Here is a 16,672-nt window from a genome sequence, read left to right on the forward strand (position 1 = left end):
TGCCGTAATTGCGGTCTAGTTACCATCGGGCAAGTAAATGCGCGGGCGGATTTTTCCGGCCTTTGGGGCGCAGCTGCTCGGCAGGAAAATGTGGCTTTAACCATAGCAGCCCTTTTAGCCTGATCCGCGGGGAAACGGAACGGCGCGTGAAAGGCGAAAGGGAGGGGGACGTTCATGGAAAACAACCGGATCATGCTCATCGGGGCGGGCGCGGCGGTGGCCGTGCTCATTGCGGTGCTGGCGTTCTTTTTATTCTCCGGCGACGACGGGGAAGAGACGGCGCAGCAGCAAACGCCCGGCGTAAGCGAGCTGAGCGCGCCGGATGGCGAGGGCGCGGCGCCGGACGGTGAAGCCGCCGATCCTTCCATCCCCACATTCGATATTGTCCGCGTGGAAAAGGACGGCTCGGCGGTGATCGCCGGGCGTGCCTTGCCGGGCGCGGAAGTTGAGATCAAGCGTGACGGTGAAGTCGTAGCAAGCGCGCTTGCCGATCAGCGCGGGGAATGGGTTGTGGTTTCGGACGAGCCGCTCGCGCCGGGCGATTTCGAGCTGACGCTGACGGCCAAGAACCCGGATGGGCGTGAGGTCGATTCCAGGCAAAAAGTGGCGATCTCCGTTCCCCAGCAGCCGGGTGAGGAAGCGCTGGTGGTGCTGAGCGCGCCGGGCGAGGCAAGCCGCGTGTTGCAGGGGCGGGGCGTCAGCTCGGAGATCGGCGAACTGGTGCTGGAAGCGGTGGATTATGACGCCGACGGCAATGTGATCATTTCCGGCAAGGCGGCGCCCAATGCGGCGCTGCGCGTCTATCTCGACGACCGCCTGACCGGGGAAACCCGCGCCGATGGCGACGGCGTCTGGGAACTGCGCCCTGGCAATGCCATCGAGCCCGGCCAATATACGCTGCGCATCGACCAGCTCGACGCGAACGGCAAGGTCTCCGCGCGGGTGGAAGTGCCTTTCGAGCGCGGGGAGCCGGAAACCGTTAAACGCCAGCTTGCGGAAGGCCGGGTGGTCATCCAGCCGGGCAACAATCTCTGGAGCATTGCGCGCCGGCTTTATGGCTCCGGCTTCAATTACACGGTGATTTACGAGGCCAATAAAGACCAGATCCGCGACCCGGACCTGATTTACCCGGGCCAGATCTTCACCACGCCCGAGACCGGCAACTGACGGGAAAGAAGGGGAGCTTTCCTCGCTTTTTCCTTGTTTTCCGGCCATTTGGCCCTATTTATGAAGAGGCGCCCCGCTGAGCTCAGCGGGGCGTTTTCCTTGTTGCCGAACCTTTGGAAGGGCAAGCTTGCGCCTATGCGCCGACTAGCACTCAACAGCCGCACCGGCCCCGATCCCGTCACCGGCGGGCATGAGAAGCAGGATAGCCATCATATGGCGACGCTGCGTTCGCTCTTGCCCTATTTGTGGCCGGCGGGCAGGCGCGATCTGAAGACCCGCGTGCTGCTCGCCATGGTGGCGCTGGCGGGCGCCAAGGTCGCAACCGTCTATGCGCCTTTCTTTTACAAGGATGCGGTGGACGCGCTGGCCCCGGAAGGGGCGGAGAAGACCGCCGCCCTGATCGCTGTGCCGCTTTTCCTAGTGCTGGCCTATGGCGCGGCGCGGATTTTGATGGTGGGCCTTGCCCAGCTGCGCGACGGGCTTTTTGCCCGGGTCGGGCAGAACGCGGTGCGGGCCGTTGCCTTGCGCACCTTCCGGCATATGCATGCGCTGTCCTTGCGCTTTCATCTGGAGCGGCGCACCGGTGGGCTCAGCCGCGTCATCGAGCGCGGTACCAAGGCGGTGGATTTTCTGCTGCGCTTCACGCTCTTCAACATCGCCCCGACGATTATCGAGCTGGCGCTGGTCTGCGCCATCCTTGCCTATTACTTCGACTGGCGCTTTGCCGCCGTCACGGGGCTCACCGTTTCCATCTATATCTGGTTCACTTTCTCGGTGACCGAGTGGCGCACGCGCTTCCGCCGCCAGATGAACGACCGGGACACGGAAGCCAATACCAAGGCCATCGACAGTCTTCTCAATTTCGAGACAGTCAAATATTTCGGCAATGAAGAGCACGAGGCCAAGCGCTTCGACCGCTCCATGGCGGGCTATGAAGATGCCGCCGTCAAAACCACGACCTCGCTGACGCTGTTGAACGCGGGTCAGGCGGTGCTCTTCACCGCCGGTCTTGTCAGCGTCATGCTGATGGCGGGCGCCGGGGTGGCGGATGGCAGCCTGACGGTCGGCGATTTCGTCATGGTCAACGCCTTCCTCATTCAGCTTTATCAGCCACTCAATTTGCTGGGTACCGTTTACCGGGAAATCAAGCAGGCGCTGATCGACATGGAGACCATGTTCGATCTCATCGGCGTGCCGCCGGAAATCAAAGACGCGCCGGATGCGCGCCCGCTCAAGGTGGCGGGCGGGGCGATCCGCTTCGACCGGGTCTTCTTTTCGTATGATCCGGCGCGGCCGATCCTTAAAGACGTGAGCTTCGAGGTGCCCGCCGGCAAGACCGTTGCCCTTGTCGGGCCGAGCGGGGCGGGCAAGTCCACCATCTCCCGCATTCTTTACCGCTTTTATGATGTGGGCGCCGGCGCGGTGACCATCGACGGGCAGAACATTGCCGGGGTGACGCAGGAAAGCCTGCGCGCGGCCATCGGTATCGTGCCGCAGGACACCGTGCTCTTTAACGACACGATCCGCTACAACATCCGCTATGGCCGCCCGGAGGCAAGCGACAGCGAGGTGGAACGCGCCGCCCAGCTTGCCCAGATCGCTGCCTTTATCGAGCGCCTGCCCGAGGGGTATAAATCCCAGGTCGGCGAGCGGGGGCTCAAACTTTCCGGCGGGGAAAAACAGCGCGTCGCCATTGCCCGCACGATCCTGAAAGACCCGCCTATCCTCATTCTCGATGAAGCCACTTCGGCGCTCGACACGGGCACGGAGCGGGACATTCAATCGGCGCTGCGCCAGGTTTCGCAAAACCGCACGACCCTTGTCATCGCGCACCGGCTCTCCACGGTGGTGGAGGCGGATGAAATTCTCGTCCTCAATGAAGGTGAGATCGTCGAGCGCGGCACCCATGGCCAGCTTCTCGCCCTCAAAGGACGCTATGCCGATATGTGGCAGAGCCAGCAGGACGAGGAAGAAGCGCTGCGCGCGCAAGGCCCTGTCGCGCCCGCGCCGGAGCCTGCGACCGAAAGGGACGTGGCGCCGGACGGCGCAAGAGCATAGACTGTAGAGACAGACGCAAAGCACCGGCCGCCCCCCGATGACGGCAGCCCTGCGCTAAGGAGAGACCCATGGACGCCATAACTTCCCTGCTCGTACCCATTCACCGGGAAGGAACGCGCTTTATTATAGCTTTTGCCATTGCCACGCTGATCCTCTTTCTGATCTGGGCGCCGCTTGGCTGGCTGGGGGTCGTGCTCACCGCCTGGTGTGTCTATTTCTTCCGCGATCCGGACAGGCTGACGCCGCAGCGCGCCGGGCTCGTTATTGCGCCGGCCGACGGGGTGGTGAACATGATCACGGAAGCAGCGCCGCCGCCGGAGCTTGGCCTTGGCGAGACGCCGCGCCCGCGCGTGTCGATCTTCATGAATGTCTTCAACTGCCATGTGAACCGCATTCCCATCGCAGGCCGGGTGACGCGCACCGCTTACCGGCCGGGCAAGTTCCTCAATGCCGACCTCGACAAGGCAAGCGAGGAGAACGAGCGCGCGGCCATTGCCATCGAGACCGAGGACGGCAAGACCTTCGTGGCCGTGCAGATTGCCGGGCTTGTGGCGCGGCGCATCGTCAGCGACGCGGTGGAAGGGCAGAGCTACGAGACGGGCGAGCGCTATGGCATCATCCGCTTCGGCAGCCGCGTCGACGTCTATCTGGAGCCGGGCATGTCGCCGCTGGTTTCGGTCGGCCAGACAGCCATTGCCGGGGAAACGGTTCTTGCCGATACTGATAGCTCAGAAGGGCGCCGCGAGGCCCTGGTCCGTTAGGACGGAAGACCATGCTGGGCAGAAAAGAGCGAGGCACCATGGGCGAGACAACGCCTTCCGGCGGTAAGAACACGTCCCGTCTGCAGCGGCGCAATTTCCGCCGCCGGGCGCTGAAGCCGCTGCCGATCCGCTCGCTTATCCCTAACAGCATTACGGTTTTAGCGCTCTGCGCGGGGCTGACCTCCATCCGCTTTGCGCTGGAAGGCCGGTTCGAGATTGCGGTCGGGGCTATTCTCGTGGCCTCCCTTTTGGATGGGCTCGACGGGCGCATTGCCCGGCTCTTGAAAGGCACGACGAAATTCGGCGCCGAGCTCGACAGCCTGACCGATTTCGTAAACTTCGGCGTTGCGCCCGTCATGGTGCTCTATCTCTGGACCATGAATGAGATCGGCGGGCTCGGCTGGATTGCTGTGCTCGGCTATGCGGTCTGCTGCGCGCTGCGCCTTGCCCGCTTCAATGTGGGCATCGAGGACCCGGACAAGCCTGTCTGGGCGGCGAATTATTTTACCGGCGTGCCGGCGCCGGCGGGGGCCGGCCTCGTCATGCTGCCGCTTTATCTCAGCTTCCAAGGCATGGGCGATGTGAAGAGCGCTTCACTTCTTGTTGCGATCTATACGGGTGTTATCGCCTTTTTGCTGATCAGCCGTATTCCGACTTTTTCCGGCAAGCGGCTGGGCCTGCGCATTCACCGGGACAAAGTGCTGCCGGTTCTGCTGCTCGTCGCGCTCTTTGCCGCGCTTCTCGTCAGCTATCCTTGGGCAATGCTGACGGGGCTTTGCCTCATCTACATGGCTGGCCTGCCCATCGGCGCGATGCGCTACCGCCATCTTGAAAACCGCTCTGCGGAAGATGCGGAAAAGAACCCGCTGAAAATGTGAAGGAAGGGTCTGGGGGTTACTGCCTCAGTTCCGTGCCGCGGTTCATGTCCGCGCGGATCGTATCGGCCAGGTTCAGAATCTGGTCGAAGGTCTGCGCATAGCCCGGAAAACAGTCGCGCACGAATTCATCCGTGACGGTCAGCATATTATCCGAATCCTTGGCGATGTGATTATCCGCAATCAGCGCATCCACTTTGCGTTTCACCGTTTCGCGCGGATGGCCGAGGGAGGCGGCAAGCGAGGTGACATTCGTACCGCCCGCCCGGTCGATGTACCGGCGTACAAGCAATGCGCGTATAATCGCTGCTTCAAGCTCGCTGCCGATGAGCGACTCTCTGACGTCGTAAAGCGTGTCGAGAAAATTGAAATAGGCTTGCCACACCCGCCGCGAGTAGCGTCCGTACTGCTTCTTCATTTGTCGTGAAACCCATGGGCCAAGGAAAACAGGTACGCGTACAACTCGCGCGATCACGCGCTTGATTTCTATGTGCACCAAAAAACGAGGAATTTCAATTAACCATATTGGTGAGCGGATTACTTGAGCAAGACCCCGGCGGGCGGTAATGGAGCGCAGCGCTTCTGGAGGAGAAGCGGGCTGTGTAACGGGCGGGGGAGTTTAATGACAATCATGCCGTCGCATATTCGTTTCACGAACGACAAGTGTGAGGCCCTTTACGGTTATTGGCGCAGCCTTTCAAAGGATGGCGGCATGCCGCGCTGGGCGGATTTCGACCCGCTGCATATTCCCCGTTTGCTCCCCAATATTCTCGTTCTCGAAGCTGAACCCGATGACGGTTTTCTGATCCGCCTTGCTGGCACGGAGTGTGTCGATTTCTATGGGCGGGAACTGCGCGGCCAGTCTCTCGACAGTCTGGTTACGGAAGAAAGCCGGCAGGAACTGCGCGAACATATGCGCCGGGTTCTGGAAGGGCCGAGCGCAGCAGTGACGCTCATGCAGTCGCCCATCGAAGGGATGGCCGGCACCGGCCTCAGCTACACGCTGGAAGCTGCTGCTCTGCCCATGGCGGGCGAAGATGGCGGCATCCACCGCATCCTCGCGGCACTCTTTGTCATCGAAGCGCCGCCTTCCGCCCCGCCCATCGGCCCGGATGCGGGCGCCTGGCGCCGTTTCATCCAGGAGCGCCAATATATCGGCGTCTGAAGAAACGGCGCGCGGCGTGTCTTACTCGGCAGGGTAGCCGTGGCTCGGCTCGTGCCGGCCGCCCGTGAGACGGGCATAGAGCCGTTTGGCTCTGTATTTCGCCCGCGGCGGCAGGGCCAATAGCACGGGTACCAACACGAGTGTCAGCAGGGTCGAGAAGCCGAGACCGAAAATGATCGCTGTCGCAAGCTGCACCCACCAGGCCGACACCGGCCCGCCCAAGCTGAGCGAACGGTCGAAGAAGCCCACATTGACCTGCAGCGCCATGGGCAGAAGGCCGAACATGGTGGTGATGGTGGTGAGCAGAATGGGCCGCAGGCGCTGACCGGCGGTCCGCAGCACGGCTTCCACTTCATCGAGCCCGTCTTCGATCAGCCTCTGATAGGTATCGATGAGCACGATGGAGTTGTTCACCACGATACCGGCAAGCGCGACGATGCCCGTGCCCGTCATGATCACCGAGAAAGTTTGCCCCGTAATCAGCATGCCGAGCAGCACGCCGATGGTGGACAGGATCACCGTGGAGAGCGTCAGCACCGAATGGTAGAAGCTATTGAACTGCGTGAGCAGGATGATGAACATCAAGAAGAGCGAGGCGAGAAGCGCCTTGCCTAGGAAGGCTGCGGATTCCGCTTGTTCCTCGTTCGCCCCGCGCATGCGCCAGTTCACATCGCCGGGCAGGTCCTGCGTTTCCAGCCAGGCCGCCACTTCCTGCGCCTTGGCATTGACGTTGATCTTTTCACCGGTGACGGGATGGAAGCCGGTATTGGCTTTCACCGTCATGCGGCGCACGCCGTCGATGCGCTCGATCGTACTCACTTCCTGCTGCGGCTCGCGGGAGACGAAGCTGGAAAGGGGGGCAAGGCCCTGCGCCGTCTGCACTTTGAGCTGGTCTATCTGATCGAGCGTGCGGAAGTCCTCGGGGAAGCGCACGCGGATATCCACCTCGTCCTCGGCATCGTCCGGGCGGTACTCATCGACGAGAATGCCGTTGGTGACGAGCTGCACGGTCGCACCGATCGAGGTGATGTCGGCGCCGAAGCGGCCCGCCATCTCACGGTCCACGGTCAGCACCCATTCGATGCCGGGCAGGGGACGGGAATCCTCGAAGTCGATGAGCCCGCCAACTTCGTTTTCCATATAATTGCGCACCATGGCGGTGGCAGCCGTCAGGTCTTCGTAATTCGGACTTGTCAGTTCCACCTGAACGTCCTTGCCGGTGGGCGGGCCGTCCTCACGCTTGCGTACTTCCACATGAATGCCGGGAAGCTGGGAGGCGCGCTGGCGGATGGAATCGAGAATGGGCGCGCCGGGGCCGCGTTCCTCGTAAGGCTTCAATTCCATCAGCATTTCGGCAATCACATCGGCCGGTTTCTCGCCGCCCGAGCCGGGCCCGGAACCGAGGCTTGTGCCGGTGGATGTGAAAACGGTCTTCACGCCCTCCGTTTCCAGAATGATATCTTCCACATCCTTTGAGAGGGCGAGTGTTTCTTTAGCCGAAAGGTTGCCGCGCGCGCTGACCAGCACGATGGCCTGCTCCGGTTCCGTCTCCACGAAGAATTCGACGCCGTTGTTCCAAGTGGAATAGGCGAAGAACGTCGTGAAGAGGATGACACCGGAAACCACCATAACAAGTACCGGGTGATGGATCAGCCGGTCGAGTACGCGCACATAAGCGCCGGTGAAGCCGGGCAGGGCACGCACGTCGCCCGTCTCCGCGCCCGCCAGCATTTTCAGCACGTCGTTGTCGGCTTCGTCCGTCTTGCCGAAAATACCGCCCAGGACCGGCATGAAGATCATCGCCGTGATGAAGGAGGCCGTCAGCACAACGATCACGGTGATGGGCAGATAGGACATGAACTCGCCGCTCACGCCCGGCCAGAAGAGCATGGGCATGAAAGCGGCCAGCGTCGTGCCGGTGGACGAAGCGATGGGCCAGAACATGCGCTTGGCGGCGAGCGAATAGGCCGCGCGGCTGTCGAGCCCTTCGGCCATTTTACGGTCGGCATATTCCACCACCACAATGGCCCCGTCGACGAGAATACCGACGGAGAGAAGAAGCCCGAACATCACCATCATGTTCATCGTCATGCCGACAACGGACATGAAGAAGAAACCGATGACGAAGGACGTGGGAATGGCGACACCGACGAGAATGGCCGAACGCGCGCCGAGCGCTGCTAGCACCACCACCATGACGAGCGCGATGGCGGTCATGATGGAGTTTTCCAGCGAGTTCAGCGAACGGTAGATCCAGTCAGAGGCATCGAGTGTGTAATCCACTTTGACCGCGGCCGGCCAGCGGGCCGTCGTCTTTTCGACAACTTCCCGCACCGCCTCGTTATTCTCGATGATGTTCGTGCCGATACGCTTGGTGATCTGAAGCGCGATAGCGCGCTTGCCGTTGAACTGGGCAAAACCAGTCGGGTCCGTGAAGGTGCGGCGAATATCGGCGATGTCGCCGAGCGTCACCGCGCCGTCTCCCGATACTTTGATCGGCAGATTGTAAACGTCCTGTGGGCTTTCGATGAGGCCGGGGACCTTCACCGAGAACCGCCCTTCGCCGGTGTCGAGTGCGCCGGCGGCGACCAGACGGTTGTTGAGCGTGATGGCGTTGATCAGTTCCTGCTGAGAGACCTGATAGGATTCAAGCCGGGCAGGGTCGATCACCACTTCGAGCAGTTCCTCGCGGTGGCCGACCATCTTGGCTTCGAGAACGGTCGAGACGTTCTCGATATCGTCTTTTAAGCGCCGGGCATGCTGGTAGAGCGTGCGCTCGGGCACGTCGCCGGAAAGCGTGACGATAAGCACGGGAAAGAGCGCGGTATTGAACTCACGCACCGAGGGCTCGTCGGCATCGGAGGGCAGTTTCGGGCGCACGAGGTCAACTTTCTCGCGCACATCGGCAAGCGCCTTGTCCTTGTCGAAATCCACGTCGAATTCGAGAATGATCCCGGCATGACCGAGCGAGCCGATGCTGGTCAGCTCTTTCAACCCTTCCAGCGAGCGCAGCTCGGTTTCCATCGGCTTGATCAGGAGACGCTCGGAATCTTCCGGCGAAATACCCGCATGGGTGATCGAGATGTAGAAGATCGGGATCGGAATATCCGGGTCCGCTTCCTTGGGGATCGACACATAGGCGCTCATGCCCGCGAGCACCATCAGGATCATGACGGTCAGGACGGTGCGTGAATGCGAAAAGCAGGCTTCGATAAAAGCGTTCATTGGGCGCTCCCCAGTGTCGTTTCCTCGGTCCGGGAAACGCGCACCTTCTGGCCTTCGGAAACATATTCCTGACCGACGGTGATGATATCCACCCGCTCCGGCAGGCCCGCCACCCAAATACCGTTGGGCGCGTCCTCGAGGATCGTGACGCGGTTGAAGTGGACGATATTGTTGGCGCTCACCGTGCGCACGCCCACCGAGCCGTCATCGGCCAGCGTCAGAATGGAGGGCGGCAGGCGGTGTGCCGGCACTTCCTTGGAAGGAACCGTGATTTGCGCGGTCACGCCCGAGCGCAAGGAAAGATCGTCATTGGGCACTTCAAGCTCGATGCGGAAGGTGCGGGTCGCCGGATCGGCGGTTTTGGCGAGATAGCGCACAAGGCCCTGCACTTCTTCACCGGTAATGAGCCGTGCCTCACCCACCGTGCCGGTACGCAGCTTGCCGACTTCGCTTTCCGGCACCTGGCCGACGATCAGGAAAGGGTCGAGATCGACGATCCGCGCGCACGGATCGCCCACACGCAGGTAATCGCCCACTTCCACAAGCTGCTCTTCCAGCACGCCTTCGAAGGGCGCTGTGATCTTGGTATGGCCGAGCTCGACTTCCGCCTGTTTGACGAGGGCGGCGGCGGCGTCATAAGCGGCGCGGGCGGCGGCGGCCTGGGTTTCGGAGCGGTGGCCCTTGGCCGCCAGTTTCTTGGCCGCGTCATATTCGAGATAGCGTTGGCGCATCAGCGCTTCGGCTTCGGCCATGCGCGCGTCGCGGGCATTCAGCGAAAGGCGGCAGATCGTGTCGCCGCGCTCCACCGTCGCGCCTTCTTGTACCGGAATTTCCTTTACGGTGCCTGCCGTTTCCGCGCGCACTTCCACCGAGCGCACGGCTTCGGTGCGCCCGCGGATCGTGGTCTTCGTGGTCTTGGGCTGAGCGGTGAAGGTGCGTACCTGAACGAACACTTCTTCTTCGGCCGCGCCTGTGTCTTCCGCGGTGGTGTTTTCGGCCACCTCGCTTTCGGAGCCGCCAATTTGCCCGGACAAGATCCACGCCGACAAGATGACAGCAATCACCGCGGCGATAATGTAAGAGCGCTTGATAATCATAATCTCTTGGTCCGTTTTGTGGCGCGCCTTCTCGAAAGCGCCTTACTTAAACTGTGAAATATGTCTGTTTAGACATGCCGGAGCGGCTAGCGGATGCGGGCCAGCTCCTTTTGGCGGCGGTCTTTGTTTTTGTCCGGTGAAGCGGAAGGGGCGGCATCCTCATCCTGCTGCGGCGCATGCGCGCGGGAAGAGGGAGCACCGGCGATCGCTTCGACCTTGTGCCGGTTTTTCTCCAGATAGTCCACCGAGGCCTGGTGGACGACGGCGCCGAAGTCCTTGATGAAATCGGCAGCAGGGGTGCCGATATCCGCGGGACCGGAAAGCCGCTCGGCCAGTTCCTTGTGCTCGCTCAGCTTTTCGTCGATCAGCCCTTTCACCCGCTCCGGGGTCAGCAAATGGGCGAAGAGCATGACGAAAAGGAATTCCGAGCGGAACTTGTCCTCGGCCAGAGGTTCGAGCAGCGCCTCGGTAAAGGCGGTGCGGCCTTTGGCCGTGACCGCATAGATCTTCTTGTCGGGCCGCTTTTCCTGTTGTTCGGAGTGGCAGGTCACGAGCCCTTCTTCCGTCAGCCGCGTCAGCGCCGGATAGATAGAGCCGTAGCTTGCTTCCAGAAAGTGACTGAAGACGCCATCTTCGAACATTTTGCGGATTTCATAACCCGTCGCATCCCCCAGCGTCAGAGCGCCGAGGCAAAGGGTACGCACGTCCATTTTTCTCATTCCCAGACATATGCCGCAGCGGCCGCTTGGGCTGCCGGGGTGGGGGGTATATCGGGCCGATAGGGGGTATATAGGACCGATATAGGTCTTGCCAAGTGGGTAAAGGGCCGAATCCAGATTAAATCCAGAAAAACCGGTCCATCCTTAATGAGGGCTGAATGAGGAGCGTCAGTCGTCGATCCGGAGCGCGTCGGACATGGCCCGGTCCACCTTGTGGCGGATCACCGCATGGCAACGCAGAAGCCGCAAGCGCCCCTCCTGCAGGGCGCGGGAGCGGGCAAGCCACATTTGCCCTTCTTCCATGAGGGCATCGACCATTTCGCGCGAGAGTTTGCCGGCCTTCACCGCCTTCAGGGCTTCCATCCAGCCGGCATTGATGTAAGCGACGTAATCGTCGGTCACGTCCTCGAAGACACGCACCACATAGCGCAGGTCCGAGAGCATCTGGCGGTATTCGTCCATCGTCCAGGGGCGGGCGCGGAAGGGCTCGGCGGCGCGCCAGGCGGCCAGCGTTTCCGTTTCCTGCAAGCGGTCCGTCAGCACAAAATCCGTGAAAAGAAGATTGCCGTCGGATTTCAGCGCCCGGCCGATATCCTGCAGCAGTGCTTTCTTGTCATCCACCGAGAAGAGCATTTCCCGGATCATGATGGCGTCGTAGCGGTTTTCCTGCAGCGCCAGCTTTTCCACTGCGTAATGCGTGACCGGCGCCTGGGCGTCGAGCTCTTGCTCGATGGAAATGTCGTTGGCGTAGTCGGAAAGGTCTTCCTCGCGCTCGTACCCTTCCAGCCAGAGCTGATAGCGTTTGGCGATGGCGCGGGTGCCCCCGCCAAGGCCGGAGGACAGATCGGCGAACGTGTGCTCCGGACGCAGCGCCAGAGATTTGACGAGTTTCAGAGCGAAGTCCCGCCCGCCCGGCAGGCTGAACCCTTCGCCCCAAAGAATTTGCGTGACATCGAGCCGCGCATCGGTCCAGCGGTCGTTGGCAAAGCGCGGATGGATGTTGTCGATTTCGATGCTGAGGTCGGGATTGTTCTTGGGCGGGTTCTTGGCTGCCCACCGCTCATCGAATTCGCGCCGGACGATTTCCACATCCACGCCTTCCCACCATGCTTTCAGGCGGATGAAAAGTTCGACATAGCCTTCGCGCTTGCGCGGCGCTTCGGAGGCTTGCGCGTCGTTGGCGGCCTTAGCTGACTTCTCGCGCTGCGCGGCTTCCTGGCGGTTGCGGATGCGCTGCATGCGCGCCTGGCCGCGGGCCGACAGACGGGATTCTTTCTCGGGTTTTTTAAGGCGTTTGGACGGGTGATCGCGCAGAAAGATTTCAAGGGCGTGTTCGTGCTCCGCCGTCAGCTTCCGCTCGCGGCGCAGACGCACGATCGCTTCCGGGTTCATGCCCTCCAAGCCCTTAACGAACTCGCGGATGGGCATTTTCCCCAGTTCAGCCGTGCCAACACTTAGCAGGTTCGTCCCTGCCATCCCTCTCCGTGCTCCCGACTCACGGCGCTCAGACGCCGCGTCTCATTATCGCATCCCTCACTGTATTTTGCGCAAAATTGCGTTAAATGTTCGTTGCCCGTATTAGCTTTGGATAAACCCATGAATCTAGTATAAGACGGGCTGCCGATCGGGGAACGGCCCGCTAATCCGCTGAAAACAAGGGGAAAAGCGTGCTTTGAGCCTATGGCGAGGCCAGGCGGGTCGGCGGGTGAGGGGAGAGAGGCATGTATTTTGTCGAGTGGGCCGTGCGCCGGCCCTGGGCGGTCGTGATCGTCACTTTACTGACGGTTGTCGTATTCGGCGCCGGGCTGCTTGGGCTTGGCCTTTCTTCCGACACGCGCGCCTATTTCTCCGCCACGAATGAATATCTTCTGGAACTGGAAGATTTCGAGAAGAAATACGAACACAACAATAACGTGCTTTTCGTCATTGCCGCGCCCGGCGGTAAGGTGACGACGCCCGAGGGCTTGCGCGCCGTGGCCGAGCTGACGGAGCGGGCCTGGCAATTGCCCTTTTCCACCCGCGTGGATTCCCTCACCAATTTTCCCTATGTCACCTCCGAAGGCGACACCTTCATCGTCCGCGAGCTGGTGGATGACCCGGAAGGTTTGAGCGAGGCGGATGCGGCGCGTGTGGAAGAGATCGCCGCCGCCGACCCTCTTATCGTCAACCGGCTGATGGAACCGGATGGCGGGGCTGCCGGGGTCAATGTGAATTTCAAGCTGCCTAAGGAAGCCTCCGCCGAGGTGCGCCGGATTATTGCGGCGACGCGGGCGCTGGCGGCTGAAATCGAAGCGGCTTATCCCGGCCTTAAAGTGCGCGCGACCGGCAATGTGATGCTGATGGGCGCGTTCATGGAAGCCTCGCTGAACGACGTGCAGCTTCTCGTACCGATCAGCCTCATGGCATCGGGCCTGATGCTCTTTATCTTCCTGCGCTCGCCGACGGCGCTGCTGGCAACGGTGACGCTGCTGAATATTTCCGCGCTTGTTGCCATGGGGGCTGCGGGCTGGGTCGGCCATGCGGTCAACCCGTCGACGGTTGCCGCCCCCGTCATCATCATGACGATTGCCATGGCGTCATCCGTCCATGTGGTGATCTCCATTCTGCAATACCGCGCGGAAGGGATGGAAAAGGACAAAGCCATTGTCCAGGGACTGCGTGTCAATGCTTATCCCGTCGCCTTGACCAGCCTGACGACCGGCATCGGCTTTCTTTCGCTGCTTGCCGCGGACTCTCCGCCGCTCAACCAGATGGGCGCGCTCGTGGCCGCGGGCATCTTCGTCAATTACCTGCTGACCTTCTCTCTCTTGCCCGCGATCATGGCGCTCCTGCCCTTCAAGGGGCGGCTCGACCGCTCGGGCCAGCAATTGCAGACGCTGGGGCGCATCGCCGTCAAAGGGCGCTATCTATGGGTGGCCCTGATTGCGGCGGCGACGGTGGTGCTGGCGCAAGGGCTGATGAATATCCGGCTTGATGATGATTTCATTCGCTATTTCGATGAGCGCTTTGAATACCGCCGGGCCTCCGACTTTGCCGAACAGCACCTGACCGGGCTCAATATCGTCGAGTTCGACCTGAAGGCGGGCAGCGACGGCGGGGTCTATGACCCGGCCTATCAGCGTAAAGTCGCCGAGTTTGCCGACTGGCTGCGCACGCAGCCCAAAGTGCTCTCGGTGACCGACATCACGCAGATCACGCGGCGCATCCACAAGCACATCAACGGTGTGCAAGCGAGCGGCGGGCAAGAGGGTGCCGGGCCCCTGCCGGACGATCAGGAACTCATCTCGCAATATTTCCTGATCTATGAGCTTTCCCTGCCTTACGGGGCGGAGATTACCGACCGCATCAATGTCGCCCGCTCGGCGAGCCGCGTGACGGCGATCCTGCGCGGGGCCACATCGGGCGAGATACGCGAGCTCAATGGGAACGCTCAGGACTGGCTCGCCGCCGAGGCGCCGGACCATATGTGGACCCGCGGCACCAGCATCAACGTCATCTTTTCCTATCTCTCCGGCATCAATGTGCGCGCCATGCTGCTGTCGACCGCCGTTTCGATCCTAGTTATCGGCGTCATCATCGCGGTGGCGTTGCGCTCGCTGCGTCTTGGTCTTATCAGCCTTGTTACGAATCTTTTCCCAGCCGTTATCGGTTTTGGCGTCTGGGGGCTGACCTACCGGGATATCGGCCTTGCCGGTTCCGTGCTTACCGCCATGACGATCGGCATCGTGGTGGACGATACGATCCATTTTCTCTCGAAATACCGCTGGGCGCGCCGGCAGGGAAAAACGCCGGAAGAGGCCATCAATATCGTGTTCGGCACGGTGGGCGTTGCCATGTTCGTCACCACCACGGCGCTTGTGGTCGGCTTTTCGATTCTCGCGCTTTCAGGCTTCGAGGTGAATTGGCAGCTCGGCATGCAGGCAACGATCGTCGTCATCGCGGCTTTGGCCATCGACTGGTTCCTGGTGCCCGCATTGCTGCTTTTCGGCGATAAACAAGGCGGCCCGTCGGAACCGACGTAAAACTTTCGCATAGCAGGTTAACCATTCAGTCATTTATTTCTTATTAACCTTTGCAAAGGGTAAAGAAATTTGATTCTCTCGGACTGACTGAAATCCTGGTGTTAGGGATCCTGTAGGATGCGGACGTACGAAGAGTTACTGGGGGCCTCAGGCCGCAAAATGTTTTACCGGGCAGAGCGTTTTCGCCCGGATCAGCTGTTTCAAGACGTCGTGCCGGCCGTCGATCTGGACGGGGACCGCACGGCGATCAAAGACCTGTCCATGACCGGGCTTGCCGTGCAGAGCACGCAGCTCGATGCCTGGGACGAACAGCTGGGCAAGGAAGTGCCGCTGGCGATCCGCCTCGGCGAAGATACGGTCTATCAGGGCAAGGGCCGGGTGAAGCGGGTGGAGCCGAACGGCATCCGCGCCACCGTCGCGCTGGAGCTGACTTCCGGCTATCTCGATATTCCGGCTATCGTGACCGAGCATCATCACGTGCTGCTGCGCCGGGCCATTGCGGACCCGCATTTCGGCGAAAGCGTCGATATCCTGCCCGAGTTCCGGGCGCTTGCCGGCGACATTCTCAATCTCTTCCGCTCTTACAAAGACCTGCTTGAGCGCTTCGAAGCGCGCCTCGAGGCAAGCGGTGAAGAGCGCGAGCGGCTGCTGCTTGAAGCCTTGATCGCGTGTGAAGACAAGATCGTGCCGCAGTGGAAAGAGCTTTGGTACAAGGGCAGCGACATTCTGGAACCGGTGTTCAAGGACCCGGTCGCGCTTGCCGCCCATAAGCGTTATGCCGAACGCGTGCTGACACCGGACTTCATGCCCGGCCCCGTGATGCGCCGCTGCTATGAAAAGCCGCTCGGTTATCCCGGCGATTATCAGATCATGAACTACGTTTATAAGTGGGAGCGGGTGGGCGACACGCCTTACGAAAAGCTTCTGCACCGCATCGGCATCGAAACCGGCGCCTGCGTGGGCACGCGCCTGCGCATGACTCAGAAATTTATTGCTGAGAAAGTGGCCGAGACAGCGGGCGACACGCCCATGCATATCGCCAATCTGGGGTGCGGCTCGGCGTTTGAGGTGGCCGATTATCTCAAGATCGATCACCTGCCGCGCCCGGTCAGTTTCACACTCATCGACCAGGACCATGACGCGCTCACTTACGCTTACGAGCATGCTTATAAGCAGGTGGTGCGCCATCAGGGCCGTGCGCGCGTGCAGTGCCTCAACGCGTCCTTCGCGCAGCTTTTGCGCGCGGGCACACTTTTCCAGAGCATGCCGCCGCAGGACATTCTCTATAGCCTCGGCCTTTACGACTATCTGTCGGCGCGCCGTGCCAAGGCGCTCACCCACGATCTTTACGAGCAAGTAGCGCCAGGCGGCTATCTGATCATCGCGAACGTGAAGACCGGCCGGGAAACCTGCCAGTGGCCGCTGGAAATGGTGACGGATTGGAGCCTTGTCTACCGCACGGAAGAAGACATGTGGGCGATGACGGAAGGGCTCGACTGCGAGCGCGTGTCGCTGGAAGAAGATTCGACCAAATGCGTCTATGTCATGACGCTCAGAAAGCCGGCTTAAGCGAAGCGGATAAC

At 61.2% G+C, this 16,672-nt stretch carries 12 protein-coding genes; 7 read left to right on the top strand and 5 right to left on the bottom strand.

Annotated elements, in window-relative coordinates:
* The first annotated feature begins 174 nt into the window (after positions 1–174).
* From ACOQOT_RS05605 to ACOQOT_RS05620, 4 genes are all read left to right on the top strand, one after another.
* Entirely contained in the window at positions 175–1,167 is a 993-nt protein-coding gene (locus ACOQOT_RS05605) for an Ig-like domain-containing protein (RefSeq protein WP_420561391.1), read from the top strand.
* A 213-nt stretch (positions 1,168–1,380) separates the two neighbouring features.
* Positions 1,381–3,225 carry an ABCB family ABC transporter ATP-binding protein/permease gene (locus tag ACOQOT_RS05610; RefSeq protein ID WP_420561910.1) on the top strand — a complete coding sequence of 615 codons (1,845 nt, stop codon included), beginning with the start codon at positions 1,381–1,383 and terminating at the stop codon, positions 3,223–3,225.
* A 68-nt stretch (positions 3,226–3,293) separates the two neighbouring features.
* Entirely contained in the window at positions 3,294–3,986 is a 693-nt protein-coding gene (locus tag ACOQOT_RS05615) for a phosphatidylserine decarboxylase (protein ID WP_420561392.1), read from the top strand.
* Positions 3,987–3,997: 11 nt separating this feature from the next.
* Positions 3,998–4,864 (top strand): CDP-alcohol phosphatidyltransferase family protein, encoded by an 867-nt coding sequence (locus ACOQOT_RS05620; RefSeq protein WP_420561393.1) that lies wholly within the window; start codon positions 3,998–4,000, stop codon positions 4,862–4,864.
* A 16-nt stretch (positions 4,865–4,880) separates the two neighbouring features.
* Here ACOQOT_RS05620 and ACOQOT_RS05625 read toward each other — a convergent pair whose 3' ends face one another.
* Positions 4,881–5,279, bottom strand: a complete 399-nt coding sequence (locus tag ACOQOT_RS05625) for a hypothetical protein (protein WP_420561394.1) — start codon at positions 5,277–5,279, stop codon at positions 4,881–4,883.
* Between the two features lie 204 nt (positions 5,280–5,483).
* Here ACOQOT_RS05625 and ACOQOT_RS05630 point away from each other — a divergent pair, with 204 nt between their 5' ends.
* Positions 5,484–6,026, top strand: a complete 543-nt coding sequence (locus ACOQOT_RS05630) for a PAS domain-containing protein (RefSeq protein ID WP_420561395.1) — start codon at positions 5,484–5,486, stop codon at positions 6,024–6,026.
* Positions 6,027–6,047: 21 nt separating this feature from the next.
* Here the strand turns inward: ACOQOT_RS05630 and ACOQOT_RS05635 are convergent, their stop codons facing one another.
* The 4 genes from ACOQOT_RS05635 to ACOQOT_RS05650 all read right to left on the bottom strand — a co-directional run bounded on the left by ACOQOT_RS05635 (position 6,048) and on the right by ACOQOT_RS05650 (position 12,543).
* A complete protein-coding gene (locus ACOQOT_RS05635) occupies positions 6,048–9,251 on the bottom strand; it encodes an efflux RND transporter permease subunit (RefSeq protein ID WP_420561396.1) in 3,204 nt (1,067 codons plus the stop codon).
* Positions 9,248–10,348, bottom strand: coding sequence for an efflux RND transporter periplasmic adaptor subunit (locus tag ACOQOT_RS05640; protein ID WP_420561397.1), 1,101 nt, complete (start codon positions 10,346–10,348; stop codon positions 9,248–9,250). The genes ACOQOT_RS05635 and ACOQOT_RS05640 overlap by 4 nt, the downstream gene beginning before the upstream one ends.
* An 86-nt stretch (positions 10,349–10,434) precedes the next feature.
* Positions 10,435–11,058 (bottom strand): PadR family transcriptional regulator, encoded by a 624-nt coding sequence (locus ACOQOT_RS05645; RefSeq protein WP_420561398.1) that lies wholly within the window; start codon positions 11,056–11,058, stop codon positions 10,435–10,437.
* Between the two features lie 177 nt (positions 11,059–11,235).
* A complete protein-coding gene (locus tag ACOQOT_RS05650) occupies positions 11,236–12,543 on the bottom strand; it encodes a methyltransferase domain-containing protein (protein WP_420561399.1) in 1,308 nt (435 codons plus the stop codon).
* Between the two features lie 245 nt (positions 12,544–12,788).
* On the opposite strand from ACOQOT_RS05650, the gene ACOQOT_RS05655 reads away from it, so the two are divergent.
* On the top strand, positions 12,789–15,089 hold the full coding sequence (locus tag ACOQOT_RS05655; protein ID WP_420561400.1) for an efflux RND transporter permease subunit: 2,301 nt from the start codon (positions 12,789–12,791) through the stop codon (positions 15,087–15,089).
* A 159-nt stretch (positions 15,090–15,248) separates the two neighbouring features.
* A complete protein-coding gene (locus ACOQOT_RS05660; RefSeq protein WP_420561401.1) occupies positions 15,249–16,658 on the top strand; it encodes a PilZ domain-containing protein in 1,410 nt (469 codons plus the stop codon).
* Positions 16,659–16,672: the final 14 nt, after the last annotated feature.

It is taken from the genome of Tepidicaulis sp., from assembly GCF_965222285.1.
Taxonomy (GTDB): domain Bacteria; phylum Pseudomonadota; class Alphaproteobacteria; order Parvibaculales; family Parvibaculaceae; genus Tepidicaulis.